This is a genomic window from Mesorhizobium sp. M0047, from assembly GCF_040323315.1.
Classification (GTDB): Bacteria; Pseudomonadota; Alphaproteobacteria; order Rhizobiales; family Rhizobiaceae; genus Mesorhizobium.
The window spans coordinates 21632-48279 of sequence record NZ_JAMYUW010000040.1 but is presented as its reverse complement, the minus strand read 5'-3'; the positions used below and the strand labels follow the sequence as shown (position 1 = coordinate 48279).

Below are 26648 nucleotides of genomic sequence, written 5' to 3'. Positions count from 1 at the left end.
ACGACGGTCAGCCCACTCCTGGATCGCGCCGAAAAGGCAAGCTACAGCTATGTTGCAGCTGCGCTGGCGCTAAGTTGGCTACTGACATTGTTGCCGGTTTTGAGCAACGCATTTTCACCTGCCACCGCTGTCGATCCAACGGCCATCACACAGAATGTCATTGCTTTGAGCATCACGGTTCATCAGCAAGGCATTGAGATAGAGCCCTGAAAGCAAAACAGGCTACGCTCGATGAACTGAAGGTGCGTATCGGCAACCTCGAAAGTCGCTCTGCGCAGAAGCAATAAAGCTCGGCACGACCCTTTGCCGGTCTAGTCGTCTTTCGACATCATGTGGTCGCAGTAGTCGCACACGCGCGAGTTGTTTACCGACATGTTTGAAACGCCGAGCGACGTGCCGCAACGAGCGCACCGTCCGCTAATGGCGTAGTCACACCAAAAGCACTTCACCGTATCGCCGGTCTCAACATAGGTGGCGTTAGAACATTCCGGACAGTCATGAATTACCGAATCCAATCCTTCCTTCGCGGCGATATAGTCGTCCGCTCCAAACTGAGTCTCGACGAGAAGTTCAACTGTTTGTTCCGCCGAGAAGCTATCGGCACAGGCCTTGCACCGGCCCTTGATCTCGGCAGGGTCACTATTGTCGACGTCTTCCTGATAAAGCAGTGACGAACCGCATGTCGGGCAACGAATCTGCGCCCGGTCCGTTATCTCGCCCCACCATGCGATCGCGTTGAACGTCCCGTCGCATTCGCGCTTCAACTTCTCGAAGAACTTCTTTTCCGCAAGCATCACATCCCACGCATCTCCGAGCTCCGCTTTCGGCGACCGCTCGAGAATGGCGAAGAATCCTTCCACCAATGGAAAGCAGGACGCGATCGCCTGCCGGATCGCCTCCTTGGGAGCTTCCGAGTGGTAGTGCTCGAATTCGTTGCGAAGTTTCTGTAGATCCTTGATCTCACCCGCCGGCCACGTCAGTCGGAAGGCCTTGAACCGCTCGCGCAGCTCTGCGAGGTCAATCGTCTGAAACCCCTTCGGCTGATGGACGAGGTCGCCGTCGTCGTTTAGAACGGGTGCGAATTTCGAGGCGAGAACGTCCATCGGGTCAGCATCAGGCGCAGCATTCAGAAGACATTGTTTCCCGAGCAACAGGACACCCGCGTAAAAATTTCGCAGCGCACTGACCGGTCGACGCTCATCATTAGACTGAAAGTCCTCGATTCCCATCTGGATAGAGTGAACCGCGTTCTCAAATATGTCCGTCATACGAATCTCGGCCTCAGGTAAAAACCACTGTTAGTGGATAGCCGCCGCCGGTGTTCCGGCGACGGCAGGTTATTCGTCACGCAGGGTTGGCGACCGCTTGCGCCATTGCATCGACTGTGAGCGCAAACAGCGCCGGCTTCTCGATCGTTGCCTTCAGGCTTTCGGACCAATCTGGATTGCGCGACGCCCACGACAATATCTTGGATGCGCCGAGACGCCGATGACTTGCGAGATAACGCGACGAAATTTTCGCCGGGACCGCCTCGCGCACGAACTGGGCGTTCGTCGGTCGAATCGTGGCGAACAGCCCGTACGCTTTGGCGAGTGTCTCGAGCTCGCCTTCTTCGGCAAGCGCGGACAGCAACTCCAAAACCGGACCAGAGGGTGTGGTGTAGGCTTCCGACCCTTGGCGGGTGATAGCGTCCGCAACACGCCGGGCGTTGCGAACGCCGATCGCTACGAGCGCATCGTGCAAGGCGCGCATCGCCTCGGCGCCACCCGTATCTGCCCAGTACTCAGCTTTTCCGCTTCTGTAATCGGCGATGTAAGTTGCGATCGCCTCCGCATCGGGGGACAGAACTCTCACCCTGCCTTCCCGGATATCCAGAATGCCGGCAGCGGTCAGGGCCTCAAGTTCTGCTTGGAACCTCGGGTGAAAAACATCGTCCCGAAATACCGACTCCAGATCGCCCTTAAAGACAAATGCCAAGGTGTCGGGTTCGAGCAAAGGAACCGCCCGAGCGCCTCCGTGGATGTTCAGGAGCGGCCCAATAACAAGCTTCTCCCTGAGCTGTTGGCCGGCTCCTGAACCTGGCCGCAAGAGCGACGTCCGACTGCGATGCAATACAGAAGCCGCCATCAGGTAGGGAAACACGTCACGATACCACCGAGGCGGCGTCTCAGGATCTGGAGCGGCTTCAGCCGGATCTTCGTCAAGCCAAGCTGTCACCGGTGGATGGCAAGGTAGCGGCAACGCCGTCAGCAGCCATTTGCGAAAGGCGGCTGGGTCGATCGTTCTCGGGGTTCGACTGAGAGCCGCTTCGAGGTCGTTCCAGTCGCGAAAACCACCGCCATGCGCCACGGCAGTCTGGCATTTACTCAACGGGTAGACGAAACCGCTGCCGTCAAACAGCCGCTTCAGCTCTTTTGCGCGCCTCTTGGCGCCATCGATTGTGGAATACATTGCGATTACCTTCATCTGGGCCAGGTCGAAACGCGCTGCTCGTCTCTGCGGCCCCAATGAGGGTTACGTCGCTAGAGGGTGACTCGTTGGACCAGGGGTCCTTCGCCATGGCAGCGGCCGCGCCGACGATGACGGCGCTTACCCTCCAATATAAACTGGCGATGCGAAGTTTCAAGGATGTCTGAAAATGCGTTGGATGACCCAGATTAGGCTGTACCGGTGTTCGCCTTCTGCTCGGCCTTTCTCAGCGAGCGGAGGCCCTGCCGATAGAGCGATGCATAGCGTCTTTGGAGCGCGGCGAATCCATTAGCCTGCGCAATTTCGGGAACAAGCACCAGGAGGATCCGTGTAGCATTTAGAAGTGCCAGCGCCGCCAAGGAGGCTGCATCCTCCATGTCAAAAGAGCTGAATTTCGGTTCGATTCGTAGCCTCTCAATGCCCTCCTTGTCCGGCGCCACGTGACGCTGAATTGCAGTCAGAGTCACGTGCACCGTATCCGCCGAAAGCTCACGGAAGGAATGGGTCAGCCGCGGAAGCGCAGTGTCGAGCTCGGATATCTGCAGTTTGCTTTATTTTGGCATACGTTGAATGAAGTCGCTGAGCGTCTTGTCCGCTTCCGTGGTCAAGGTAGAACTCTTGCTCCGGAATCGTATGGCGCGCGATCGGCGACTGGCATCATCGTCGTCCTTCAAACGAGTGAGATAGGTCGGGTCAGTTTCCGCCATCTCAAGGTGTAACGCACATTCAATGATCGATCGGCACGTCGTACGAAAAGCAAGGTCTCGTTTCGTCTCCGCAAGAATCAGCGCCGTCGTCAGCTCACTCAATAGCCGAGCATAGAGTGCCAGCACGACTGATTTACGCCGCTCATGATCAGAGAGCGCGAGGGATCTCTTTGCCAACTGCAGTCGGTTGGCCACTTCTGCGAAGTCTACGAGCCATTTGTGCCAGGCGCGCCGCACGGTCATGTCATGTCACCTCTTAGCTCACCACCGCGTCGCTCACGTGCCGCCAACATCTTGCACCAAGTCGACGCAAGACGTCGCATTGGCAGTCTTCATTTCGTAGGAGGTGAATCAGATACGGTACTGGCCACCAATTCGAAGTCATCAGGATGAGCTCCGAATGTGGCTTCGAACATCGCTTTTGCCAGGCGATTAGATCGTCATTTTCTCGACGACCGGTTAACCAGTGAAAGTCATAGCGAAACGCACCGTCCTCAAGAATCCACTGCCGTGTCAAATTGTAGAGTAGCGTCGAGCCGAAAAAGACATTGAGGGTCTCGTGCACAGCGGTTTCATCGCGACCACGCACTTTCCGTGGAAAGATGCCATCCTCGTCCGAACGGTCCGAGAACAGGGAAAGATTCCGAATAAGCAGTTCGCGATACTTGTCGGTGGCACCAGTCCCCCCCGTATAGGCACCGGGCCAGCAAAAGAATTCAGGATGCTCATATTTATCGCGACAGAACGAGAGGAAATGGGCAACCATCACCCTGATTGGTTGGTTTCTGGGCGAGAAACGAAAGGTTTCCCATTCGCGCATCAGCGCGGTCGCACCGACATCGTCACCGATCAGGTTGACGATGTTCTCGAGTGCCGCCATCGGATGGTCATAGCCGCACCGCGACGTTAGAGCTCCTGCGACGTTGACGTAATCTTCGAGACTACGGGACTGTATCGCGCGCGCCAGCGCCGGATTATCTTTCGCTGCTGCGCAGAGACGGGTGAACCGCGCACCCGGGTCGATATCGATAATGATGTCGTCTGGTCCGTTGAGTGGAAACGGGAATCCACGAGTCGGATTCATCGCAAGGTCGCAGATTAGTAGGAATAGCGAGACGAGCGGATCATCTACCCGTGCTGGCCAGTCGAATCTGGTCAACCGCCGAAACTCATCAAAACCTGAAACATAAACGCCTTCGAAATAGCCCGTGACCTGCCACTGAACTGTCATCCAGCTGCGATTAGAGCCTCGACCGTTTTTGTTACGCCTTGTGACGCGGGTTGAGCAACCGGCGGAGGCGCGGAGCCTTCCATCAGCACAGCGTCGGAGCCGGTTGCGGTGATGACCTCGGCATAGGCTGCCGGGGTCTGGTAGCCGAGCGAGGAATGAGGCCTCGCGGTGTTGAAGTCCTCCCGCCATTCGGCGATGGCGCTGCGGGCGTGGTCGAGGCCGAAGAACAGGCTCTCGTTCAAGAGCTCGTCGCGCATGCGACCGTTGAAGGATTCGACATAACCATTCTGCATCGGCTTGCCCGGCGCGATGTAGTGCCATTCGATCGCGTGATCCTTCGACCATGCAAGGATGGCGTTCGACGTGAACTCGGTGCCGTGGTCGGAGACGATCATGCTTGGCTTGCCGCGCTGGGCGATCAGTTCCGTCAGCTCGCGAGCAACCCGACGGCCGGAGATCGAGGTGTCCGGGATCGCGGCCAGGCATTCGCGCGTCCCTTCGTCGACGATGTTGAGCACGCGGAACCTCCGGCCACAGGCGAACTGGTCATGCACGAAATCCAGCGACCAGCGTGCATTCGGCTTTGCCTCGACCAGGATCGGCGCCCGCGTGCCGACTGCTCGCCGTCTTGCCCGGCGCTTGCGCACTGTCAGACCTTCCTCGCGACAGAGACGGTAGATACGGTTGACCCCAGATGCCTCGCCCTCGCGCCTGAGCAGGATGAACAGCCGCCGGTAGCCGAAGCGTCGGCGCTCGTTGGCGAGGTCGCGCAGCCGACCGCGCAGCTCCGTCTCTGGCGGGCGGCGAGACTGGTAGCGGATCATCTTGCGATCGGCACCGACGAAGGAACAGGCCCGACGCTCCGATAGGCCCATGACGGCCTGCAGATGCGCTACGGCTTCGCGCTTGGCGGCGGGCCCTACCATTTTTTTGACAGAAGCTCGCGCAATGCCGAGGCTTCGAGCATCTGGTCGGCAAGCAGCTTCTTCAGCTTGGCGTTCTCGTCTTCCAGAGCCTTCAGCCGCTTGGCGTCAGAGACGTCCATCCCGCCATACTTGGCCTTCCAGTTATACAGCGTCGCCTCCGAGACCCCGTGCTTGCGGGCAAGATCGCCCGCCTTCGCACCCGCCTCATGCTCGCGCAGAACCGCGATGATCTGCTCTTCCGTAAACCGCTTTCTCTTCATCAGTCCGTCCTTCAATCAAGGCCCGGACTCTAATCTCAGATGGAGGAAATTCTCAGTGGCAGGTCACACGAGCTAAAGAAAAGGTTTCGAACGAACGTCGCAGTGCGCTATCGGTGATCGCAAGCTACCACACGGCTTGAACCGCCTGTTGGTCGAAATTGTCGGCAAAGGGTAACTGTACAGACTTCTAACATTTTGGATCTGACGGTCCTTCTAGGCGCCGTGCCGCTATCGCTGCTTTGAACTTCTTAAGGGCCTCGGCCTGAGATGGCGCGACTGCCATTTGACTTGAGCGGGAAGAGGCGTCGATCTGACCATGGAGTTCCGTTCAACGAGAGGAACTCGCCATGGCTACCCTGTCGACCGATGCACCAATCTCTCCGCTTCGCCAGCGCATGCAGCACGACATGCTCATGCGTGGCCTAGGCTCCCATACCCAGCAGGACTACTTTCGTCACCTCCGGCGCTTCGCTGTGTTCCTTGGCCGCTCGCCCGACACGGCGACGGCTGCGGACATCCGTCGATTCCAGCTGCATCAGCATGAGAGCGGCGTCGGCCCTGCGACGATCAATGGCGCGGTCTCGGCACTGCGGTTCCTGTTCCTCGTGAGGCTGAAGCGTCGGGATCTGGCGCGTGCGCTGGTGATCATGAGGTATCAGCGCAAGCTGCCCGAGGTGCTGAGCGTGGAGGCGCGGCTGCTCGAAGCCGCACCCGGCATCAAGTACAAGGCCGCGCTCGGCGTCGCCTATGGCGCGGGCCTGCGCGTGTCCGAGGTTGCGCACCTCAAGATCGACGAAATCGACTCGACACGCATGCTGATCCGCGTCGAACAGGGCAAGGGACGCAGGGACCGCAACGCTATGCTCTCGCTGCAACTTCTGGAACTGCTCCGGCTGTGGTGGCGCGAAGGCAGGTGGCGCGGGGTGATGCTCCCCCATGGCTGACTGTTCCCCGGGGCGCAGCTTCACCGCGCCGATCTCATCGAGGCAATTACACCGCGCAGTCCAGGAGGCAGCCAAAGTCGCCGGCATCCGCAGCTCACACCTATGTCGGCCTCCGTTACCTTGCCGCGAGCTGGCTTAACTAGGACGTTGCTCATACCTCCTACTCCTCGCATCGACGAGACCATCTCGCCCATCGGTAGTCTTTAGCCGAAACAGAGTGAGGTCAGCCGGCGCGTGCGGCTTTTGTGCGATTACGTCCACCTGCCGCTCTTTTGACGCTATGCACGGAGACGGCTTTGGGAGCCACCACGTCGCCGAGCCGCTCTATACGGAGGGCCGCGCGTGAGGGAAGGCGAACGACGAGTTCGAGTTGCCCCCCGATCGCCTCGACGTAGCTTTTAAGAGTAGACAAGTACATGTCGGCTTGTTTCTCGATCTTCGAGACCGAAGGCTGCTTGATCTTGAGGACCGAAGCGATTTCGGCCTGGGCCTTTCCAGCGGCACGCCGCAAATCGCCGAGACTCTCGACTTCTCCCCTTAATTCTTCGAATCGCGCGTCGACCCGCTCCCGACGATCCTCGGGGAGCGCAGCGATTAGGTCGTCAAGCTTGCGTCCCATCACTTCTTCTCCTTCTTCGCCGCCCCCAAACGGTCGAGATGCCCTTGATAGCGCTTGTCCGCCTTGGCGATCAGACTTTTATAGAAGCGCTACTCACTCACGCCCGACTTATCGCCGGCGACGAGCAGGATCGCCTCCCGCTTCCGGTCGAATGCGAACGCAACCCGCCAGACACCATCATCAGCGTCGAAGCGAAGTTCTTTCATGTTCGCGAAGCGAGTCATTCAAGGTCCGCATGCGGTCGCCCCAGCTGGGGCCCGAACACACCGAGCAGCTTAGCCGAGGCCAATAGCTCATCTTGGACTGTCTGGTGCAACGCCTCGACTCCCCGTCGAACTCATCGCCAAAAACGGCTTCGCAAGTCATATATAGCTCCTAGGCTATGTGGTCAAGATCACAAGCTGCCGAACGATAGTCTGCGGCCGAAACAAGGTACGCGCGATCGACGATAATCCGGCCGCCGTTGACACGACTGGCAATTCGCGACCTGTCTGCGCTATCGAGCGGCATCGTCACCGGCGTTCTGACGGGCATGGCCGGCGCGTAGCTGTCGCTTGGCCAGAATGCCGGCTTGTCGTGAAAGGTATGACCGCCAGCAAGGGTTCCATCGCGCCGGCAGCGCTCACCGTCGCCAAATGGAAACCGGTGCCGGCGAGGTTCGCGTGTCTGGCGGCGAAGGTCGCCATGGCCCGGAGGTGAAGCCGGCGAGGCAGCTGCGCTGGTCCATGCGTAATCGTGTGGAGAACCGCGCCGCGCCGTGCATCGCATCTCTCGTCCCGCTGCGCTGCTGAGGCCTTTTCTGTCAGGCGGTCTAGGTTTCGCGCTTCGGGCCGAGCAGGAACACTATGAGGGCAGCGAGGAACGTGGCAACAGCACTGTAGGCAATGGCACTGGTAACCCCGGCATTGTCCACCAATAGTCCGCCGAAAATCGCGCCGGCTGCGATTGCCACTTGGAATGCTGTGACCAGCAGCACACCGGCGCTTTGGGCCTGCTCGGGAACGGCCCTCCGTACCATCCACGTCTGCAATCCCACTGGCACCGCGCCGAAGGCAAACCCCCACGCGGCAACAGCAATCGCCGAGGCCAAGGCCGATGCTCCCGCCGTCAGCAGCGAAACAGCGGCTATCGCTATGAGCAGCGGTGCAAGGGCCGCGACTGCCTTGAGACTGTACTCGGCCAGAAGCCCGCCGGCCAAATTGCCGAAGAATCCGCCGATGCCAAAAGCCAGCAACACAAGCGAGATCGTCTCGACATCCAGCGCGGGAATCTTCTCGAGGAAGGCGCGAATATAGGTGATTCCGGCGAAGTGGCCGGAAGCGACCAGCAGGACGACCAAAAGCGCAACCTTGACCATCGGAATCTGAGCCACATCCAGCAGGCTGCGGAAGCTAGCCACTCCAATCGGAGGCAGTCTCGGAATGGTTATGAGTTGCACCAGCAGTGTAGCCGCGCCGCCGACTGCGGCGAGCATGAAGGCGCTTCGCCATCCCCAGATATCGCCGACATAAGCGCCGATTGGAGCTGCGCAAACGGTAGCCACCGAAACGCCGGTGAGGATGATCGACATAGCGCGGGCCAGGAGGTGGCTTGGAACGAGCCGCATCGCCAATGCTGCCGACATCGACCAGAAGCCTCCGAGCGCTATGCCGAGCACGATGCGTGCAGTCAGGAGAACCGCCAGCGACCAGGCGCCGGCCGCCAGAACGTCCGACAGGATCAGCAGCAGCGTCATCGCCCACATGACGATCCTGCGGTCCAGGCGCTTTGTGATAATGGCCACCGTCGGCGCCGAGATCGCCCCGACGATAGCTGTCGCCGTCATGGCCTGTCCAGCCGCTCCCTCGCTGATACCGAGATCATGCGCGAGGGGCGTGAGCAGGCTCACAGGCAGAAACTCTGCCGTGACCAGCCCGAAGGTGCCCAAGGAAAGCGAAATGACCGCACCCCATGCGGGACCAGACGGTGGGACGGGCTTTTCTGGGTCGCGCAGAACAGCGTCCATGACACCTGCTGCGGATTGGGTCATGAACGAAGTCTCCACTTGATGCAATGCAACATGATGTTGGCTGCCTTGACCCAAATCTAAAAACACAAGCGCATTTCCCGGCGGCGTTGCACGGAGGAGGGGATGTTCATTGCTTCGCGATATTTTGTGACGGTGCGGCGCGCAACATCGATGCCGGTTTCCTTCAGCCGGACAGCGATGTCCTCATCGGAAAGCACGTGGCCGGGAGATTCTGCGGCAATGATCGCTTTGATCCGATGCCGGACAGCTTCGGCGGAGTGCGCATCGCCGCCTTGGCAGGACGCGATCGCGACGGTGAAAAAATACTTCAGTTCAAAGACGCCGCGCGGGGTAAGCATGTACTTGTTCGAGGTCACCCGGCTTACCGTCGACTCGTGCACGCCGATCGCGTCAGCGACGGTTCTGAGATTGAGAGGCCGCAGGTGGGCGACGCCATGTTCCAAAAAGGCATCCTGCTGACGCACGATTTCAGCCGCAACCTTAACAATGGTCTTGGCGCGCTGATCGAGGCTGCGGATTAGCCAGTTCGCATTTTGCAAGCATTCGTCGAGAAATGCTTGATCTTTCGAATTTTGGGCAGTTTGACGCGTGACTTCGGCATAGTAGGTTTGGTTGATCAGCAGCTTCGGCAGCGTGGCGGGATCAAGTTCGATCTGCCACCCGCCTTGCGGCGAGGGCGTGACCCAGACGTCGGGTATGATTGATTCAGACGCACCGGATTGGAATCTGTTCCCAGGCTTGGGATCGAGCGCCCGAATCTCATGCATCATGTCGAGAAGGTCTTCTTCATCGACGCCGCAATGCTGCTTCAGCGCCTCAAAATCGCGTCGCGCAAGCATTTCAAGATTGGCAACCAAAGCTGCCATTGCCGGGTCGAGCCGGTTTCGCTGGCGCAACTGGATCTCGAGGCATTCTCTGAGATTTCGCGCAAAAACTCCCGGTGGATCAAATTGCTGCAAGGTTCCGAGAACCCGTTCCACAACAGCCTCACGGACATTCAGGCTCTCGGCCAGCTCCAAAAGGTTTGCCCGAATATAGCCAGTGTCTTCCAGATCGGCGGCAAGCTGGCCAGCGATCAGCCGCTCCTGTGGTGTGAACGCAGTGAGGGCGATCTGACGAGCGACATGGTCGTGCAATGTTTCGGCGAGGGTGGCAAACTCGTCGAGGGAAGGGCCATTGCCCAGCGGGTTGTTGGTCGTGTTGCGAAGTGATTTCCATTGCCCGAGCCGTTCAGGCGACCCTGCCCCGGTCGGTCCTTCAACGGCGTTTGTGCCAGGGCCGACAGGCTGATCCGCTCCCGAAATCGAAACGTCGTCAAAAGGCCCGCCATCGCTTGATGCAGATTCCAAGAGCGGGTTCTTCTCAATTTCCCGCTCCACGAACTGATGCAGTTCAGTATGCGCCAGTTGCAGCAAGCGTATCGACTCAATGAGTTGAGGCGATGCCACCATGGATTGCTTCTGGCGTTGAAGCAGGCTTGCTGAGGATTGCATGGTGAGCGCGATAATCCTGTCGAGGAGCCTCTTGGGGCCGGCACTGGCACCAGTGAGACGTTTTCTAGGTCAACCGGCGGCTTTCAGCGTTTCGAGAACGTTTTGCGGGGATGAGACGCCATAGGGGTCGGCCTCGCAGTTGTCGGAGAAACCTTCCTCCTCGAACCAGTGCTCCACCACGCCATTGTTGATCAGGGCGGCGTAGCGCCAAGAGCGCATCCCGAAGCCGAGATTGTCCTTGGCGACGAGCATGCCCATTTTGCGTGTGAACTCGCCTGAGCCATCGGGGATGAGCTCGACCTGCTTCAGGCCCAAGGACTTCCCCCACGCATTCATGACGAAGGCGTCGTTGACTGAGAGGCAGTAAATCGCGTCAATTCCCTCCTTCTCAAACTCATCATAGAGCTCTTCGAACTGGGGCAATTGGTAGGTCGAGCAGGTTGGTGTGAAGGCGCCAGGCAGCGAGAACAGGATGACCCGCTTGCCGGCAAAGTAGTCGTCAGATGTCTTTTCTTCCCAGCGATATGGATTTGGCCCCTGGACTGACTTATCGTGAACGCGCGTGAGAAAGGTGACGAAGGGAATTTTCTTTTGAACTGTCATCAAGTTGCTCCTAAAGAAGAAAACTGGCGCTGAATTCTGGCAGAGGCTGGCGCAATACCGAGCAGAGGCTCGTATGCCCGGCACGGGATGAGGACCTCGCGGCTCGCAACCTCCTTTTCCCCTCTCGACGTATGGGAACGTCTTGGCGGCTGGTCTTGGCCACCCGAACGCAATCGATCTGAGCGAGCTGGATACCGTCGAGCCGCTTGCTTTCCACGGCTATGGCGCCGAAAGCGGGATCGGTCACCCGCGATCGTGCCCGGGGAAAAGGGATAGCGGCCGGAAGTAGCCAATATCGCAAGCATGTGGGGGCCTGAAATGTCAGTTCACGCAGACTCGGGTCACTGGACTGGTTCAGCGTGTTGTCGATATGTGGCAGTGACCCGCCGGCCTTGGCTTGGGTGACCCTTTGACGGGGCCCTTGGGCACTCCCATGCTGAACAGAACCGGTAAACGGCATTTGCGCGAGCGGCCCGTGTTGGCGTGCCGGCATCGGACCAGCCATGCGCAAAGCGGCCACCGAGAACGGCCTTCCGGAGGAGACGATGTCCCGATGTTCAGCGGGAACGGGCACCGCCTCCTCAGGCCACTGTCTAGAGCTTCGCGCGTCGGGCATGGTGCAAGTCGCTTTCATCGTGATTTGATGGTGCTCTAACCAGGAGCAGCAAGCGGCGTGCCATTTCAAATAGAGGTGCTGTTGGACCGCACCTTCTTCTCGGAGGCCGTGTCTTAGAAGATCGGGCGCGCGCTATGCCGCCTCGTCACACAGGCAACAACGATGCTGTATGGTGCGGATATTCGGCGCTTCAGCCCCGGCTGGGCAAAGAAGAACCGGAAGCCGAGCCGATGCACTACCTGAGGCTGCGGGCACTCCGTCGTAGCGTGTGCCGCTAGCGTTCATGGGTGCGCAGGCACGGCTATCGCGAACACGCGCCTGTCGCAGCAACATGAGCGCGCGCTCTTGGGCAAGCGCCCTGGCGCCGTGAGGATCGAATTCCCCAATCGTGTCTGTTTGCCGCCCTCTTATGTTCAAAACTGGACCAGAATGTCGCAGGCCCGACCTAAAGGTCGCCCGAGGCGTTCTGTCCGACACTGTACCGTCGCCTTTGTTGCCCGCGACACCGGCTTATTTCGCCTAGCTCTTCTCTGGCCTCAGGCTAAGCCGCTGAGAAGCTGCCAAGATTTTTTTCTGCTGCTGCCAAATTGGCACGAGATTTGAAGCACCTTCGTTGCGGCCGGGAGCCGCCGACCGACTTTCATTTCGTGGATGACACGAATGGAACGAAGAAAGAAAAGCAAAATGTCAAATCCGCGTCGGATAGCGTCTATGGGCAGGGGGTCCTCGGCGAAACCGCCCCTACCAAACAGCGCGCTGGCCTTGTCGACCCTTGCGCAGGAAATCTTGGCCGGCGGCGAGTCAAAGGCTGACCACACCGACTTTATCCTGACCCGAAGGTACAGGATAACGTTCTGCATCTCGCCGCGCGTTTGCCTAGACAGTTAAGCGTCAGCCGATCCTGATAATCGGTCTGCCTTCCGACGACGTCGTCTACATGCCGTCTGAGGTCTTCTCTACCGCAGCGCCCGCCGGTCACCTTCCGCCCTTCCATCGCTATAGAGTGAAGTGCCACCCATGTCCGAACAACCTTTGCCGACGCTGCCGATGTGGCGCGTCGATCACATTGAGCCCTCGCCTGAGATGTTGGCCTTACGGGCCAACGGTCCGATCCACCGCGTGCGCTTCCCGTCCGGGCACGAAGGCTGGTGGGTGACAGGCTATGACGAGGCCAAGGCAGTGTTGTCCGACGCGGCGTTCCGGCCCGCGGGAATGCCGCCGGCGGCATTCACCCCGGATTCGGTGATTCTCGGTTCGCCAGGATGGCTGGTCTCGCACGAGGGGGGCGAGCATACGCGGTTACGCACGATCGTGGCGCCGGCCTTCAGCAACGGCAGGGTGAAGCTGCTGGCGGAGCAGGTCGAGGCGATCGCCGCGCAGTTGTTCGAGACGCTGGCGGCCCAGCCCCAGCCCGCCGATCTGCGGCGCCACCTCTCCTTTCCGCTTCCGGCCATGGTCATTGGCGCGCTGATGGGCGTGCTCTACGAGGATCACGCCTTTTTCGCCGGGCTGTCCGACGAGGTGATGACGCACCAGCATGAAAGCGGCCCGCGAAGCGCGTCGCGCTTGGCCTGGGAAGAACTCCGCGCCTACATTCGCGGCAAGATGCGGGACAAGCGCCAGGATCCGGGCGACAACGTGCTGACGGATCTGGTCGCGGCGATCGACCAGGGCAAGGCGACCGAGGAAGAGGCGATCGGCCTGGCGGCGGGCATGCTGGTGGCGGGGCACGAGAGCACCGTCGCGCAGCTCGAATTCGGCCTGCTGGCCATGTTCCGCCATCCGCAACAGCGCGAACGCCTGGTTGGCGATGCATCCCTGGTGGACAAGGCGGTAGAGGAAATCCTGCGCATGTACCCGCCGGGCGCCGGCTGGGACGGCATCATGCGATATCCGAGGACCGACGTGACCATCGCGGGCGCGCATGTTCCCGCGGAGAGCAAGGTGCTCGTCGGCCTGCCGGCGACGTCATTCGATCCGCGCCATTTCGACGACCCGGAAATCTTCGACATCGGACGTGACGAAAACCCGCACCTGGCGTTCTCCTACGGGCCCCACAACTGCGTCGGCTTGGCGCTGGCCAGGCTGGAACTCAAGGCGGTGTTCGGTTCGATCTTCCAGCGCTTTCCCGCGCTGCGCCTGGCCGTGGCGCCCGAAGAACTGAAGTTGCGCAAGGAGATCATCACTGGCGGGTTCGAGGAGTTCCCGGTGCTCTGGTGACACGCGGACGCCACCAGGAATCCCGATGTTCTCGAATTGCCGGCGCGCCTGCCGCGCCGATCAGATCAGCCAGCCAACAGGTGACCAAGATGGACGTGCAAGACACCATGGCATCATGCTGGGACGCCTTCGCCGAACTGGCGTCGCCAGCGTGCATTCAGGACCCGTACCCATTCATGCGGTGGTTGCGCGAGCACGATCCGGTACATCGCGCGGCGTCGGGCCTCTTTCTGTTGAGCCGGCACGCCGACATCTACTGGGCGCTCAAGGCCACGGGCGATGCTTTTCGGGGGCCGGCGCCAGGCGAACTGGCGCGCTATTTCCCGCGAGCGGCGACCAGCCTGTCGCTAAGTTTGCTGGCGTCCACTTTAGCGATGAAGGAACCTCCAACGCATACGCGTCTGCGCCGGCTGATCTCGCGCGATTTCACCATCGGCCAGATCGACAAGCTGAGGCCGACCATCGCTCGCATTGTCGCAGCGCGCCTGGACGGCATGGCGCCCGCACTGGAGCGCGGGGAGGCAGTGGACCTGCATCAGGAATTCGCGCTGGCCTTGCCCATGCTGGTTTTCGGCGAACTGTTCGGCATGCCCCCGGATGACATTCTCGGGCTCATCACCGGCATCAGCGCCATTCTGGAAGGCCTGAGCCCGCACGCCAGCGATCCCCAACTCGCCGCGGGGGACGCGGCCAGCGCCAGGGTGCAGGCCTACTTCGGCGACCTCATACAGCGCAAGCGCACCGACTCCCGCCACGACATCGTGTCAATGCTGGTCGGCGCACACGACGACGATGCCGAGACGCTGTCGGATGCGGAATTGATCAGCATGCTTTGGGGCATGCTGCTGGGCGGCTTCGCCACCACTGCCGCGGCCATCGGCCATGCGGTCCTGGCGATGCTGGCGTATCCCGAACAGCGGCACTGGCTGAAGGGAGATGCCGTGGGGCTGAAGGCTTTCGTCGAAGAAGCCCTGCGCTATGACGCGCCCGCCATGTTCAGCTCCATTCCGCGTATCGCCCAGCGCGACATCGAACTGGGCGGCGTGGTGATCCCGAAGAACGCGGACGTGCGCGTGCTGATCGCGGCCGGCAATCGCGACCCGGACGCCTTCGCCGATCCCGATCGCTTCGATGCCGTGCGGTTCTACGGCACCAGTCCTGGCATGTCGATCGACGGGAAGATCATGCTGACCTTCGGCCACGGCATCCACTTCTGCCTTGGTGCGCAACTGGCCCGGGTGCAGTTGGCCGAGAGCCTGCCGCGGATCCAGGCGCGCTTCCCCACGCTGGCATTGGCCGAGCAGCCGACCCGGGAGCCCTCCGCGTTCCTTAGGACGTTCCGCGCGCTGCCGGTACGGCTGCATGGGCAGGAGGGCTGAGATGCGCGTCCTGGTCGATCAGGATCTGTGCGGAACGACCGGGCAGTGCGTGCTGACGCTGCCGGGCACCTTTCGCCAGCGCGAACCGGACGGCGTGGCCGAAGTGTGCGTTACGACGGTCCCGCAGGCGCTGCACGCCGCCGTGCGGCTTGCGGCGAACCAGTGCCCGGTCGCCGCCATTCGGGTCATCGAAAGCGACGCTGGCCATGACGAGTGCGCCAGCGCCGACCCGGCGCCTTCTCCGACGCAGGCCCAGCGGCATGCCGCGAAAGACCAATGCAATTCAGGAGACACGATGGGAAGGTTTGAAGGCAAGGTGGCCGTGGTGACCGGCGCTGGCGCCGGCATCGGCAAGGCATGCGCTCTCGCCATCGCGCGCGGAGGCGGCAGAGTGGTGGTGGCCGACATTGATGGCCCGGCGGCCATCACCTGCACCGCGCAGATCGCGGCCGAAGCAGGCCACGCGCTGGCCATAGCCATGGATATCGCCGATGAGCAGGCGGTGGCAGCGCTGTTCGAGACGGCGGAGCGGCACTTCGGGGGGGTCGACCTGCTGGTGAACAATGCGAGCGCCATGCATCTGACCCCGCGCGACCGCGCCATCCTCGACCTGGACCTGGCAGTCTGGGACCAGACAATGGCGACCAATCTGCGCGGCACGCTGCTCTGCTGCCGGCAGACCATCCCACGGATGATCGCCCGCGGCGGTGGCGCGATCGTCAACATGTCGTCGTGCCAAGGGCTCAGCGGTGACACGGCGCAGACGTCCTACGCCGCGTCGAAGGCGGCGATGAACATGCTCTCGGCTTCGCTCGCCACCCAGTACGGTCACTCTCAGATACGCTGCAACGCGGTTGCGCCGGGTCTTATCATGACCGAGCGTCTCCTCGCCAAGCTGGACGAGTGCATGCAACGGCATCTGCGCCGGCACCAGCTCCTGCAGCGCGTCGGCCGCCCCGAGGATGTGGCCGCGCTGGTGGCGTTCCTGCTCTCCGACGATGCTGCGTTCATCACCGGCCAGCTCGTGTGCATCGACGGCGGCATGCTGGCGCATGTGCCGACATATGCCGACGGTGGCAACAGCTGCGCCGCGCGCCCTGCAGACGACACCGAATCGGCGGCGGCGGCGCGCTGCTGATGGACATGCTGCTCAATCCACTCAACCGTCGGCACCGGCTGCGATGCGACATCCCGGTCATGCCTGGCGCTTTCCCCCTGGTCGGGCATCTTCCCGCCATTGTCTGCGACCTGCCGCGCCTGCTGCGGCGCGCGCAACGCACGCTGGGCAGCCACTTCTGGCTCGATTTCGGCCCTGCCGGACATCTCATGACCTGTGTGGATCCGGACGCATTCTCACTGCTCAGGCACAAGGACGTGTCCTCGGCGCTGATCGAAGAGATCGCGCCCGAATTGCTTGGCGGAACGTTGGTTGCGCTGGACGGCGGCGCGCACCGGCAGGCGCGCGATGCCATCAAGGCAGCGTTCTTGCCCAGGGGGCTGACCCAGGCCGGGATCGGCGACCTGTTCGCGCCCGTCATCCAGGCGCGGGTGCAGGCATGGCGCGCCCGCGGCGAGGTACTCATCCTGCGCGAAACCGGCGACCTGATGCTGAAGCTTATCTTCAGCCTCATGGGAATCCCCGCGCAGGACCTGCCGGGATGGCATCGCAAGTACCGGCAATTGCTGCAGTTGATCGTCGCGCCACCGGTCGACCTGCCCGGACTGCCTTTGCGGCGCGGCCGTGCCGCCCGCGACTGGATCGACGCGCAGTTGCGCCAGTTCGTCCGCGACGCACGCGCGCATGCCGCGCGCACCGGGTTGATCAACGACATGGTGAGCGCCTTCGACCGCAGCGACGGTCCGCTCTCCGATGACGTCCTGGTCGCGAATATTCGCTTGCTGCTGCTTGCCGGTCACGACACCACTGCCTCGACGATGGCCTGGATTGTAATCGAGCTGGCGCGGCAGCCTGTGCTGTGGGACGCCCTGGTTGAGGAGGCGCAACGCGTGGGCGCGGTGCCGACCCGGCACGCGGACCTGGCGCAGTGTCCGGTCGCCGAGGCGCTGTTCCGCGAGACACTGCGCCTGCATCCGGCGACCACGCTCTTGCCGCGTCGCGCGCTGCAGGAATTGCAACTCGGCCAACGGCGCATTCCCGCGGGCACCCATCTATGCATCCCGCTGCTGCATTTCTCGACCTCGGCGCTGCTGCACGAGGCGCCTGATCAGTTCCGCCTGGCGCGGTGGCTGCTACGCACACAGCCGATCCGGCCCGTGGACATGCTGCAGTTCGGTACCGGCCCACACGTCTGCATCGGCTACCACCTGGTATGGCTGGAAATGGTGCAGTTCTGCATCGCCTTGGCGCTGACCATGCACAAGGCCGGGGTGCGGCCGCAGTTGCTGAGCGACGTCGAAAAAGGCCGTCGCTATTACCCTACCGCACATCCGTCAATGAAAATTCGAATAGGCTTTTCATGAGCTGGCATCGCATGCCCTGTGTGGCAAGGCAGCGGCGCCGGCGGGGCGCGGCATTGCTGCACTCAGCGCACGCACTCGTGTGACGCCGGCAACACCGTGACGACTTGCGCTCGCCGTGGCCGTCTCAGCTACAAGGACATGAACAACATGCAGACCGGTTCCACTCCACGCGACCGAATCGGCGTTTCCGCATCCGGATTGGGCGCGCAGGCGCGCGGCGCATCTGGCGGCCTGCTCCCGGAGATCTGGATGCAGGACGGCGCAAAGCGGGTCGAACAGGCGCTGGCGCGTCTGCTCTGCGCCGAAGACGACGGTAAGACAGAGTTGATGGCGGCCATGCGCTACGCCACCTTGCATGGCGGGAAGCGCACCCGCGCCTTGCTCTGTCTGGCTGCCGGCGCACTGGCGGGCACGCCGGCGCACATGCTCGACGACGTCGGCGCCGCCATCGAGATGATGCATGCCTGTACCCTGGTCCACGACGACCTGCCCTCGATGGATGACGACGTGCTTCGCCGCGGCCTTCCGACCGTGCACGTAAAGTTCGGCGAAGCCACTGCGATCCTGGTCGGCGATGCGCTGCAGGCCCACGCCTTCCTCACCCTGGCGAGCCTGGATGCGCCGGGCGACAACCGTATCGCGCTCGTGCGCGAACTGGCGCAGGCGGTGTCCGCCGAGGGTGCCGCAGGCGGGCAGGCCATCGATCTGTCGTTGGTCGGAAAGCACGCCGGGCTGGACAGGATCCTGGCGATGCATGGGATGAAAACCGGAGCGCTAGTGCGCGCGTCGGTTCGTATGGGCGCGCTATACTCCATCGCGGAGGATGCCGCGCACGCTGCGCTGTATGCTGCGCTCGATCGCTACACCGCCTGTTTCGGGCTGGCGTTGCAGGTGGCCGACGACATTCTCGACGCGACGGCGGATACCGCGACTCTTGGCAAGACCCCCGGTAAGGACGCGGCGGCGCAGAAGCCGACCTGCGCGTCGATCATGGGGCTGCAGGCTGCGCGCCAGTTCGCCCTGTACTTGTTGCACGACGCCGGGGAGGCGATCGCCCCTCTGGGGCCGCGTGCGGAAGGGTTGGCGCAGATGCTGCAGCGGGCCAACGTCTATCTGTCCGCGCCATACGCATGAGCGCGCGCATCCGTAAGGACTCGCCCCTGTGCTGCTGCGATCGGCCGGCGGGCGCTGCATGCTGCACTGTGTCCGTGTCGACGGCGACGTGCGCGGCGTCTGCCCGTTTCTGTTCTCGTTAGCCCTCTGCAGAAGGAACATACCGCGTGAACGCGCTGTCCGAACAGATCCTTTCCGAATTGCGTCATCTGCTGAGCGAGATGAGCGACGGCGGCAGCGTCGGTCCGGCCGTCTACGACACGGCGCGAGCTCTGCAGTTCCACGGCAACGTCACCGGTCGGCAGGACGCGTACGCGTGGCTCATCGCGCAGCAACAGGCCGATGGCGGATGGGGAAGCGCGGACTTCCCGCTGTTTCGCCATGCGCCCACGTGGGCGGCGTTGCTGGCATTGCAGCGTGCCGATCCTCTTCCCGGCGCTGCCGACGCAGTCCAGGCTGCAATCCGGTTCCTCGAGCGCCAGCCCGATCCCTACGCGCGTGCGGTGCCGGAAGACGCGCCCATCGGCGCGGAGCTGATCCTGCCACAGTTGTGCGACGAGGCCGCATCGTTGCTGGGCGGCTTGGCGTTTCCGCGCCACCCGGCGCTGTTGCCGTTGCGGCAAGCACGCCTGGTCAAGCTGGGGGCTGTGGCGACGTTGCCGAGCGGCCATCCGTTGGTGCACTCCTGGGAAGCCTGGGGGACGTCGCCAGCCACCGCATGCCCGGACGACGACGGCAGCATCGGCATCAGTCCAGCGGCCACCGCCGCGTGGCGTGCCCACGCCGTGACACAGGGGAACACGCCGCAGGTCGGGCGCGCCGACGGGTATCTGCAGGCGGCATCGCGGGCGACGCGCAGCGGCATCGAAGGTGTCGTTCCCAACGTCTGGCCGATCAATGTGTTCGAGCCATGCTGGTCGCTGTACACCTTGCATCTGGCCGGTCTGTTCGCGCATCCCGCTTTCGCCGAGGCGATGCAAGTGATCATCGCGCAGCTCGACGCCCGCCTCGGAGCGCGCGGTCTGGGCCCGGCCTTGCACTTCGCGGCCGATGCGGACGACACCGCCGTTGCGTTGTGCGTCCTTCGCCTTGCAGGCCGCGACCCGGCGGCCGACGCGTTGCGCCATTTCGCAACCGGCGAGCTCTTCGTCACCTTCCCCGGCGAGCGCAATGCCTCGGTGTCGACCAACATCCATGCCCTGCATGCGTTGCGAATTTTGGGAAAGCCCGCCGCCGGCACCAGCGCCTACGTCGAGGCCAATCGCAACCCGCACGGTCTATGGGACAACGAAAAATGGCACGTTTCCTGGCTGTATCCAACCGCGCATGCGGTCGCTGCGCTGGCGCAAGGCAAGCCCCAGTGGCGCGACGAGCGCGCGCTGGCAGCGCTGCTGCAGGCGCAGCGCGACGACGGCGGCTGGGGCGCCGGTCGCGCGTCCTCATTCGAGGAAACCGCCTATGCGCTGTTCGCGTTGCACGTGATGGACGGGAGCGAAGAGCCGGCAGGGCGTCGGCGCATCGCGCAGGCGGTGGCGGGTGCGCTGAAGTGGATGCTCGCTCGCCACGCGGCGCATGTATTGCCCCAGACGCCGCTGTGGATCGGCAAGGAACTGTATTGCCCCACGCGGGTGGTGCGCGTGGCCGAACTCGCCGGGTTGTGGCTGGCGCTTCGTTGGGGGCGGCGCGTCTCGGCCGAGGGAGCAGGAGCCGGGCCATGATCCCGACCGATCGCGCGCTGCAGCAGGTGCTGGAATGGGGGCGTTCCCTGACTGGGTTCACCGACGAGCATGGCCTGGAAGCAGTCAGGGGCGGCCAGTACATCCTGCAGCGCATCCACCCGAGCCTGCGCGACACCAGCGCCCGCACCGGCCGCGATCCGCTGGACGAGACGCTGATCGTGGCGTTCTATCGCGAACTGGCGCTGCTGTTCTGGCTGGACGATTGCAACGACCTTGACCTGATCGCGCCGGAGCAGCTCGCCGCGGTGGAGCAGGCGCTCGGGCAAGGCGTGCCGTGCGCGCTCCCCGGATTCGAGGGCTGTGCTGTGCTGCGCGCTTCGCTCGCCGCGCTCGCCTACGATCGTCGCGACTATGCTCAGCTTCTCTACCATACCCGGTGCTACTGCGCGGCGCTGCGTGCCGGACACGCGCAGGCGGCAGGGGCAGAGCGCTGGTCCTACGCCGAGTACTTGCAGAACGGCGTGGATTCGATCGCCTACACGAACGTGTTCTGTTGCCTGTCCTTGCTGTGGGGGCTGGACATGGCGACCTTGCGCGCGCATCCGGCGTTTCGCCAGGTCCTGCGGCTCATCTCCGCGATAGGGCGCTTGCAGAACGATCTGCATGGACGCGAAAAGGATAAGTCGGCCGGCGAGGGAGCTAACGCGGCGATCCTGCTGCTGCAGCGCTATCCGGCTATGCCTGTGGTGGAGTTCCTCAACGACGAGCTGGCCGGCCATACCCGCATGCTGCACCGGGTGATGGCGCAAGAACCCTTTCCACCGCCGTGGGGACCGTTGATCGAAGCCATGGCGGCCATCCGCGCGCAGTACTACCAGACCTCAACCAGCCGCTACCGCAGCGACGCTGCGGGGGGAGGCGAGCGTGCGCCGGCCTGAACGCGCGGGAAACGGCGGCGTGCGCGCGCTGCCGTCGGTCCGATCCGACGCAACGCCGTCGCCCGATGCGGCGGATGGGTCGAGCATCAGCGACACCAAGCTGAGCCGGCGCAAGGACGACCACCTGGACATCGTGCTGGATCGGCGAGCGGCGTGGGCCAAGGCCGCCGGCTGGGAGTGCATTCGTTTCGAACACTGCGCATTGCCCGAGTTGGACCTGACGCAGATCGACCTCAGCGCCTCGCTGCTGGGCAAGACCATGCGCGCGCCTCTGCTGATCAGCTCCATGACCGGCGGCATGCCACGCGCCGAGGCCATCAACCGGCATCTGAGCGAGGCAGCGCAAGCCTTGCGGATCGCCATGTGCGTCGGTTCGCAGCGCGTGAGCCTGCAATCCCGCAACTCCCAGGGGCTGACGCGCGCGCTGCGCCGCCTCGCCCCAGACGTTCCCTTGCTGGCCAATATCGGCGCCGCGCAACTGCGCGAGGCCGACGGCCTGGACCTCGCGCGCCGGGCGGTGGGTGCACTGGAGGCCGATGGACTCATCGTCCATCTCAATCCGCTGCAGGAAGCGGTACAGCCGGAAGGCGACCGCGACTGGCGCGGCGTCCTGGCGCAGATCGCTCGCGCCGCACGCAGCCTGGGCGTGCCGATCGTGGCCAAGGAAGTCGGGTCGGGCCTGTCCGCCTCGGTGGCCTGTGCGCTCGTAGAGGCGGGCGTGGCGGTGATCGATGTCGCCGGCGCCGGCGGCACCAGTTGGGCCGCGGTGGAGGGCGAGCGCGCCCGCGATGCCGCCGACCGCGCAGTGGCGATGGCGTTCGCCGATTGGGGGATTCCGACTCCGGCCAGCGTGCAGGCGGTCCGTCGGGCGCTGCCAGCGGTGAAGCTGATTGCGTCGGGCGGGATCAGCGACGGCGTCGACGTGGCCAAGGCTATCCGCCTGGGCGCGGACATCGCCGGGCAGGCGGCTGGCGTGCTGCGCGCGGCTACGGTATCCACCGAGGCGGTTGTCGCGCATTTCGAGATCGTCATCCGCCAGTTGGCCGTCGCCTGCTTCTGCACCGGCTCGGCTGATCTGGCGGCTTTGCGTCAGGCGCGCTTGTTGGCCTCGGCGCATCTGCCCGCCGGTTGATGTCAGCCTCGATCGCACGTGGCGACGGGCGCCTAGTCTCACTGTGTCAGAAAGTCTCGGAAGCGGGGATTCGCGCTGGTCGCGGGCTTGTTCGGGTGCTGCTTTGTGATCAGGGAGGCGCCCCGCCGTAGCCGACTGGGGCATCTGAGAGTGAAGCCGCATTCGACGCCATGTCGCGCTTTGATCGGGGTGATCGGTCACGCCAACCGAGTTGAGCCCCTGAAGGGGCCGGGGGTGCTGGAGGCCGGCTACGCTTGGACCGCATCAACCCCTCGGAAAGCTACAGCGACGGCCACGGCAAGCATACCAACATGGTGGAGAGCTATTTCAGCCGCCTTCGCCGCATAGTCGCCGCCAGCACCACCCCGTTTCGCACCGCTATCTCTACCAGTACGCCATCATGCAGCATGGCTGGAAGATCACCCTCGCAATTCCAACGGCGATAACGCATTTAGGCTGCTTGGCCGAGCGATGCAGCATGGAGTGGCGTACGTGGAAACGTTATTGGCAGCGAAACGTGGACAAAAATAATTCGCAAATTCCCGCATTTCGCCAAATTAGCAACCAAATTGCTACGTACGCATTTATGACGCACCAGATTGCACGTTGCATGTTTGCAGAAAATTGACAAATATGTGCGTTGCTTGTATGGCGCGCCCAACTAGCATTTACCCCGCTGGGCCAGGGAACGGGAGAACGACGCATGATGATGGAGAAAGGTGTAAAGCCGAGGATCGCTGAAAGATGCGCTCTTCCGCGTGACATTTCAAGATTCAAGAAACTGCACGAAAACGGTCGCGCGGTTATCAAGCCGAATCCTGACAAGACTCTCGGTTATGTGTCTACCGCTGAATTGGTGAATGAAACGGTGAAAACCGCTTCGTAACCCTGATTTCTATTTGCTTTTAGAGGGCGAAGGTTTACCAACCTTCGCCCTCTTGCTGTTTGGGGCGGCTGGGAGTTCGATTTGAAATGATTCCGTTTGATGAGACAAAATTGGATGAATGGCTCTCCGACTACGAGTCGTTCAATTACGCGTTCCGTCAATTTTGCTACGCGAATTTCAAGGTCCATGAGCTCGACGCGCAATTCATTCCCAACGTTATAAAGCAAATTCACGCCCAGTGGGTCAGCGACAACGAAAAGTGGCTGAATGAAGAGACGCCCGAACATACGACTAGGCTATCGCACGTAAAAATTCTCGCCTTGCTTCTTTATAATCTGAACGCGGAACCGTTTCTCGGCAATTTCTTCGATCACGAATATCAGGAAGACGTCCCTTACGCTTTCAAGGGAACCGACGAGGAAAAGGCCGCTGCGCGCCGCGATCTCATAGATGGCCGTGAAGCAATTTTGGCTTTGGACTTCTGCCTTCTGATCATCAACTGGTTTGAGAAGAACCGGATGGATCGCGCGATCCCGTACCGACAGCCGATGACGCCCGACATGCGCCACGATCTTCTCGGGTACCTTTTGAATGGGAGCGTTGACCGCAAGGCCCTTTACCTGATTTTGAAGGCCATGTATCTTCGGCCAAGCAAGGGCGGCTCCGCCAATTAGCAATCCTTCCCTCTTTTAACGCTCTCCGCTGCCTTGGCTTTCCGCTTCCGCGAACCTTCGTGGAATTGACGTCCTGTCTAATCGGCTCGACAAGGAACGCGTCCGTCCCAGCCCTTCGGCCTGAACGACCCGCTGGGCCCTCTCTTTGTTTGACTTGCTGCCTTCCGCCGCGGGCTTCATGATAACCCTGCAAAGCTCTCCGCCGAAGCGGTTGGGTTTGCGCCGCAATGGCCTAATCCGCGACGGGTCGCCCGTGGCTATATGATACGCGAACAGATCATAGAGTTGTGACTTGCTTGTCGGAGATACCTTTGCGTATCATCGCGCATTCGAAAAGATCGTTTACGTATCATAATGGATTCTCAATCGGAAATTCTTCTCGAAATTGGTGGGCTTTTCAGGCAGGCCAGGCTGGCGGCTGCGATGACGCAGGAGCAGGTCGCTGATTTGGCGGGTATATCCCGTCCCCGATATCGCGACATCGAAAAGGGAGCCGCAGCCGCGCGTGCGACAACGCTCATGAATATTGCTCGAGCGCTCGGTCTGGAAATGATGCTGGTTCCGCAAGCCATGGTGCCGGCTGTTCAGGCTCTATTGCGTCCGCATCATGATGACGATCGACCGGCCTTTGTTTCTCAACCTGACGATGACGATCATGCCTCCAGTCTTTCGCGCACCTAAGACGATCCCGTCGCTGGACGTGCTCTTGAAGGCAGTGAAGATCGGCACAATCGTCAGGACGCCGGGCGATATGCATTCAACTTCGATGAGGCCTACTGCGCGACGGGCGGCTTTCCGGTTGTCAGCCTCTCGTTTTGGGCAGCGACGGGAGTGTTGCGGAAAGATCCGAAGCCTGTGCCAAGCGCCTTGCCCGCTTTGTTCGCGAACCTCCTGCCGGAGGAGAAATTGCGCAGGCGATGGAAGGCACCACGAAGGCAATGTGCGGCCAGGCAATGATTTCGACCTTTTAGCGGCGCTGGGCGCCGATCTGCCGGGAGCCGCACGGGCGTTGCCCAGTGACGGCGCGATAGCGGTTTCGCAGGATGCTTCAAAGGATCAGCCCAAGGCACGGTTCTCGCTTGCCGGCGTGCAGATGAAGCTGTCGGTCATGAAGAACATTGGAAAAGGCGGCGGCCTTACCTTGCCGATGGACGACGAGCAGGGCCGGTACATTGCCAAGTTCCCTTCGACGGCCTTCCCGGGCTTTTCCGAGAACGAATTCGCCAACCTGGCGCTGGCAGCAGCAATCGGCATGGACGTTCCTGAATGCGAACTGGTCGAGAAGTCCGATTTTGAGGGCGTTCCCGAAGAATTCAATACGCTGTCTGACGGCAAGGTCCTTCTCGTCAAACGCTTCGATCGCGGCGCCGGTGGCGAGAGGATACACATCGAGGATTTCGCCCAGGTCTTCGGTGTCTACCCCTCGCGCAAATATGAGGGGGCTGCTTATCACGACATAGCCTTGGCTCTTGGCGTGGCCGTCTCGCCTACGGCGGCTCTCGAGTTCGTCCGCCGCATGGCACTGACCGTCATCACCGGCAATGGCGACATGCACCTGAAGAACTGGTCTTTGATCTATCCCGGTAACGGCGACAAGCCGGCGCTTGCACCAATCTACGACCTCCTATCCACCGTGCCATATATTCCCGCCGACGCCATGGGGCTGTCGCTTGGAGGAGAGCGCTCGTTCAAGGCGCTAGCAGCACCGCGATGGAAAGCATTTGCGAACCGTGCACGGCTTCCGGAGCCAGCAGTCCTGAAGGCAGTGGTCGAGACGGTCAAACTCGTCAACGAGTACTGGTGGCATCTGCCTGAGCGCGACGTTGTCGCAGCGAAAGTGCTCGAGCGGATGACGAACATGTGAAGGCGATGACGCCGATACTGAACTCCTGTGCCGACAAGTGAGCCGAGACCCCTCGAATTGCTGATATAGCGGGACCATCCGCCTGTGGCACCGGATGAGTGGCCGCGGACCGATGGTATGCCAGCGTCGCGCGCAGGATTCTACGCAGTCTCGACGAGGACACGCGAGACGAAGCACGTCAGCTCGCTGGCACAAAAAGTTTCGCAGCTTCCCGCAAGTAGGTTGAGATGCTGTTCGTCCACGTCAACACAACGACGCGGTGCAAACGAATTCGGTGACTGAGGATCGCGATCCGACGCTTTGTGTCGCCAATGTCGCGTCCGCTACACGGGCTGTTCCGACGATCCTTTTCTTGGAACTCAAGCTAAACCCCTGAAAAACTAGC

At 61.9% G+C, this 26648-nt stretch carries 25 protein-coding genes and 3 pseudogenes; 15 read left to right on the top strand and 13 right to left on the bottom strand.

All coding sequences use genetic code 11. The features are described from left to right. Positions 1-311 precede the first annotated feature (311 nt). The 7 genes from NKJ89_RS28250 to NKJ89_RS28220 all read right to left on the bottom strand — a co-directional run bounded on the left by NKJ89_RS28250 (position 312) and on the right by NKJ89_RS28220 (position 5593). Positions 312-1268 carry a hypothetical protein gene (locus NKJ89_RS28250; RefSeq protein ID WP_352607351.1) on the bottom strand — a complete coding sequence of 319 codons (957 nt, stop codon included), beginning with the start codon at positions 1266-1268 and terminating at the stop codon, positions 312-314. 76 nt (positions 1269-1344) lie between these two features. Beyond that, positions 1345-2451: a hypothetical protein gene (locus NKJ89_RS28245; protein ID WP_352607349.1), complete on the bottom strand. Its 1107-nt coding sequence runs from the start codon at positions 2449-2451 to the stop codon at positions 1345-1347. Positions 2452-2657: 206 nt separating this feature from the next. Further along, positions 2658-2936 carry a hypothetical protein gene (locus NKJ89_RS28240; RefSeq protein ID WP_352607347.1) on the bottom strand — a complete coding sequence of 93 codons (279 nt, stop codon included), beginning with the start codon at positions 2934-2936 and terminating at the stop codon, positions 2658-2660. 84 nt (positions 2937-3020) lie between these two features. Next, entirely contained in the window at positions 3021-3419 is a 399-nt protein-coding gene (locus NKJ89_RS28235; RefSeq protein ID WP_352607345.1) for a hypothetical protein, read from the bottom strand. Positions 3420-3432: 13 nt separating this feature from the next. Beyond that, positions 3433-4407, bottom strand: a complete 975-nt coding sequence (locus NKJ89_RS28230; protein WP_352607343.1) for a hypothetical protein — start codon at positions 4405-4407, stop codon at positions 3433-3435. After that, on the bottom strand, positions 4404-5357 hold the full coding sequence (locus NKJ89_RS28225; RefSeq protein WP_352607390.1) for an IS3 family transposase: 954 nt from the start codon (positions 5355-5357) through the stop codon (positions 4404-4406). Before NKJ89_RS28225 ends, NKJ89_RS28230 begins: the two co-directional genes overlap by 4 nt. Then, complete coding sequence (locus NKJ89_RS28220; protein ID WP_003603283.1) at positions 5327-5593, bottom strand: transposase; 267 nt, start codon at positions 5591-5593, stop codon at positions 5327-5329. The genes NKJ89_RS28225 and NKJ89_RS28220 overlap by 31 nt, the downstream gene beginning before the upstream one ends. A 347-nt stretch (positions 5594-5940) precedes the next feature. On the opposite strand from NKJ89_RS28220, the gene NKJ89_RS28215 reads away from it, so the two are divergent. Continuing rightward, on the top strand, positions 5941-6537 hold the full coding sequence (locus NKJ89_RS28215; protein WP_352607341.1) for a tyrosine-type recombinase/integrase: 597 nt from the start codon (positions 5941-5943) through the stop codon (positions 6535-6537). 223 nt (positions 6538-6760) lie between these two features. On the opposite strand, the gene NKJ89_RS28210 is transcribed toward NKJ89_RS28215, so the two are convergent. The 6 genes from NKJ89_RS28210 to NKJ89_RS28180 all read right to left on the bottom strand — a co-directional run bounded on the left by NKJ89_RS28210 (position 6761) and on the right by NKJ89_RS28180 (position 12757). Next, positions 6761-7156 (bottom strand): XRE family transcriptional regulator, encoded by a 396-nt coding sequence (locus NKJ89_RS28210; protein ID WP_023760408.1) that lies wholly within the window; start codon positions 7154-7156, stop codon positions 6761-6763. A gap of 89 nt (positions 7157-7245) precedes the next feature. Beyond that, positions 7246-7380, bottom strand: a complete 135-nt coding sequence (locus NKJ89_RS28205; protein WP_352607339.1) for a type II toxin-antitoxin system RelE/ParE family toxin — start codon at positions 7378-7380, stop codon at positions 7246-7248. Positions 7381-7967: 587 nt separating this feature from the next. Continuing rightward, positions 7968-9185, bottom strand: coding sequence for an MFS transporter (locus NKJ89_RS28195; protein ID WP_352607337.1), 1218 nt, complete (start codon positions 9183-9185; stop codon positions 7968-7970). Positions 9186-9241: 56 nt separating this feature from the next. Next, on the bottom strand, positions 9242-10678 hold the full coding sequence (gene rpoN / locus NKJ89_RS28190) for an RNA polymerase factor sigma-54 (protein ID WP_352607335.1): 1437 nt from the start codon (positions 10676-10678) through the stop codon (positions 9242-9244). Positions 10679-10747: 69 nt separating this feature from the next. Then, positions 10748-11281: a peroxiredoxin gene (locus tag NKJ89_RS28185; protein ID WP_352607333.1), complete on the bottom strand. Its 534-nt coding sequence runs from the start codon at positions 11279-11281 to the stop codon at positions 10748-10750. 1152 nt (positions 11282-12433) lie between these two features. Further along, the gene (locus tag NKJ89_RS28180) at positions 12434-12757 is read right to left on the bottom strand and encodes a hypothetical protein (protein ID WP_352607331.1); all 324 of its coding nucleotides are present in this window, start codon (positions 12755-12757) and stop codon (positions 12434-12436) included. Between the two features lie 157 nt (positions 12758-12914). Here NKJ89_RS28180 and NKJ89_RS28175 point away from each other — a divergent pair, with 157 nt between their 5' ends. The 14 genes and pseudogenes from NKJ89_RS28175 (at position 12915) to NKJ89_RS28110 (ending at position 26304) form a co-directional block, all read left to right on the top strand. Further along, positions 12915-14117, top strand: coding sequence for a cytochrome P450 (locus NKJ89_RS28175; protein WP_352607329.1), 1203 nt, complete (start codon positions 12915-12917; stop codon positions 14115-14117). Positions 14118-14206: 89 nt separating this feature from the next. Beyond that, on the top strand, positions 14207-15496 hold the full coding sequence (locus tag NKJ89_RS28170; RefSeq protein WP_352607327.1) for a cytochrome P450: 1290 nt from the start codon (positions 14207-14209) through the stop codon (positions 15494-15496). Next, positions 15480-15623 (top strand): annotated as a pseudogene (locus NKJ89_RS35810) (ferredoxin); the annotation flags it as partial. The gene NKJ89_RS28170 and the pseudogene NKJ89_RS35810, both read left to right, overlap by 17 nt. A gap of 168 nt (positions 15624-15791) precedes the next feature. Next, on the top strand, positions 15792-16634 hold the full coding sequence (locus tag NKJ89_RS28160) for a glucose 1-dehydrogenase (RefSeq protein ID WP_031248760.1): 843 nt from the start codon (positions 15792-15794) through the stop codon (positions 16632-16634). Continuing rightward, positions 16634-17977, top strand: a complete 1344-nt coding sequence (locus NKJ89_RS28155; protein ID WP_352607325.1) for a cytochrome P450 — start codon at positions 16634-16636, stop codon at positions 17975-17977. Before NKJ89_RS28160 ends, NKJ89_RS28155 begins: the two co-directional genes overlap by 1 nt. 147 nt (positions 17978-18124) lie before the next feature. Further along, complete coding sequence (locus NKJ89_RS28150) at positions 18125-19111, top strand: polyprenyl synthetase family protein (RefSeq protein WP_352607388.1); 987 nt, start codon at positions 18125-18127, stop codon at positions 19109-19111. 146 nt (positions 19112-19257) lie between these two features. Then, complete coding sequence (locus NKJ89_RS28145) at positions 19258-20808, top strand: hypothetical protein (protein WP_352607323.1); 1551 nt, start codon at positions 19258-19260, stop codon at positions 20806-20808. Beyond that, on the top strand, positions 20805-21707 hold the full coding sequence (locus NKJ89_RS28140) for a terpene synthase family protein (RefSeq protein WP_023775465.1): 903 nt from the start codon (positions 20805-20807) through the stop codon (positions 21705-21707). The genes NKJ89_RS28145 and NKJ89_RS28140 overlap by 4 nt, the downstream gene beginning before the upstream one ends. A 28-nt stretch (positions 21708-21735) precedes the next feature. Continuing rightward, complete coding sequence (fni, locus tag NKJ89_RS28135; RefSeq protein ID WP_502904169.1) at positions 21736-22839, top strand: type 2 isopentenyl-diphosphate Delta-isomerase; 1104 nt, start codon at positions 21736-21738, stop codon at positions 22837-22839. A gap of 254 nt (positions 22840-23093) precedes the next feature. Next, positions 23094-23353: pseudogene (locus NKJ89_RS28130) on the top strand (transposase); the annotation flags it as partial. A 189-nt stretch (positions 23354-23542) separates the two neighbouring features. After that, a complete protein-coding gene (locus NKJ89_RS28125; RefSeq protein WP_352446513.1) occupies positions 23543-23725 on the top strand; it encodes a hypothetical protein in 183 nt (60 codons plus the stop codon). Positions 23726-23811: 86 nt separating this feature from the next. Next, positions 23812-24399 carry a hypothetical protein gene (locus NKJ89_RS28120; protein ID WP_352446515.1) on the top strand — a complete coding sequence of 196 codons (588 nt, stop codon included), beginning with the start codon at positions 23812-23814 and terminating at the stop codon, positions 24397-24399. Positions 24400-24753: 354 nt separating this feature from the next. Next, the gene (locus NKJ89_RS28115) at positions 24754-25080 is read left to right on the top strand and encodes a helix-turn-helix domain-containing protein (RefSeq protein WP_352446517.1); all 327 of its coding nucleotides are present in this window, start codon (positions 24754-24756) and stop codon (positions 25078-25080) included. Next, positions 25055-26304, top strand: a pseudogene (locus NKJ89_RS28110) (type II toxin-antitoxin system HipA family toxin). The gene NKJ89_RS28115 and the pseudogene NKJ89_RS28110 overlap by 26 nt, the downstream one beginning before the upstream one ends. Positions 26305-26648: the final 344 nt, after the last annotated feature.

Coding starts and splice junctions, on each gene's coding strand:
- NKJ89_RS28235 (WP_352607345.1), bottom strand. CDS start 3,419: ATGACCGTGCGGCGCGCCTGGCACAAATGGCTCGTAGACTTCGCAGAA.
- NKJ89_RS28170 (WP_352607327.1), top strand. CDS start 14,207: ATGGACGTGCAAGACACCATGGCATCATGCTGGGACGCCTTCGCCGAA.
- NKJ89_RS28140 (WP_023775465.1), top strand. CDS start 20,805: ATGATCCCGACCGATCGCGCGCTGCAGCAGGTGCTGGAATGGGGGCGT.
- NKJ89_RS28220 (WP_003603283.1), bottom strand. CDS start 5,593: ATGAAGAGAAAGCGGTTTACGGAAGAGCAGATCATCGCGGTTCTGCGC.
- NKJ89_RS28120 (WP_352446515.1), top strand. CDS start 23,812: ATGATTCCGTTTGATGAGACAAAATTGGATGAATGGCTCTCCGACTAC.
- NKJ89_RS28210 (WP_023760408.1), bottom strand. CDS start 7,156: ATGGGACGCAAGCTTGACGACCTAATCGCTGCGCTCCCCGAGGATCGT.
- NKJ89_RS28230 (WP_352607343.1), bottom strand. CDS start 4,407: ATGACAGTTCAGTGGCAGGTCACGGGCTATTTCGAAGGCGTTTATGTT.
- NKJ89_RS28155 (WP_352607325.1), top strand. CDS start 16,634: ATGGACATGCTGCTCAATCCACTCAACCGTCGGCACCGGCTGCGATGC.
- NKJ89_RS28215 (WP_352607341.1), top strand. CDS start 5,941: ATGGCTACCCTGTCGACCGATGCACCAATCTCTCCGCTTCGCCAGCGC.
- NKJ89_RS28175 (WP_352607329.1), top strand. CDS start 12,915: ATGTCCGAACAACCTTTGCCGACGCTGCCGATGTGGCGCGTCGATCAC.
- NKJ89_RS28245 (WP_352607349.1), bottom strand. CDS start 2,451: ATGTATTCCACAATCGATGGCGCCAAGAGGCGCGCAAAAGAGCTGAAG.
- NKJ89_RS28180 (WP_352607331.1), bottom strand. CDS start 12,757: ATGCAGAACGTTATCCTGTACCTTCGGGTCAGGATAAAGTCGGTGTGG.
- NKJ89_RS28205 (WP_352607339.1), bottom strand. CDS start 7,380: ATGACTCGCTTCGCGAACATGAAAGAACTTCGCTTCGACGCTGATGAT.
- NKJ89_RS28125 (WP_352446513.1), top strand. CDS start 23,543: ATGATGATGGAGAAAGGTGTAAAGCCGAGGATCGCTGAAAGATGCGCT.
- NKJ89_RS28160 (WP_031248760.1), top strand. CDS start 15,792: ATGGGAAGGTTTGAAGGCAAGGTGGCCGTGGTGACCGGCGCTGGCGCC.
- NKJ89_RS28185 (WP_352607333.1), bottom strand. CDS start 11,281: ATGACAGTTCAAAAGAAAATTCCCTTCGTCACCTTTCTCACGCGCGTT.
- NKJ89_RS28250 (WP_352607351.1), bottom strand. CDS start 1,268: ATGACGGACATATTTGAGAACGCGGTTCACTCTATCCAGATGGGAATC.
- NKJ89_RS28150 (WP_352607388.1), top strand. CDS start 18,125: ATGCAGACCGGTTCCACTCCACGCGACCGAATCGGCGTTTCCGCATCC.
- NKJ89_RS28115 (WP_352446517.1), top strand. CDS start 24,754: ATGGATTCTCAATCGGAAATTCTTCTCGAAATTGGTGGGCTTTTCAGG.
- rpoN (WP_352607335.1), bottom strand. CDS start 10,678: ATGCAATCCTCAGCAAGCCTGCTTCAACGCCAGAAGCAATCCATGGTG.
- NKJ89_RS28195 (WP_352607337.1), bottom strand. CDS start 9,185: ATGACCCAATCCGCAGCAGGTGTCATGGACGCTGTTCTGCGCGACCCA.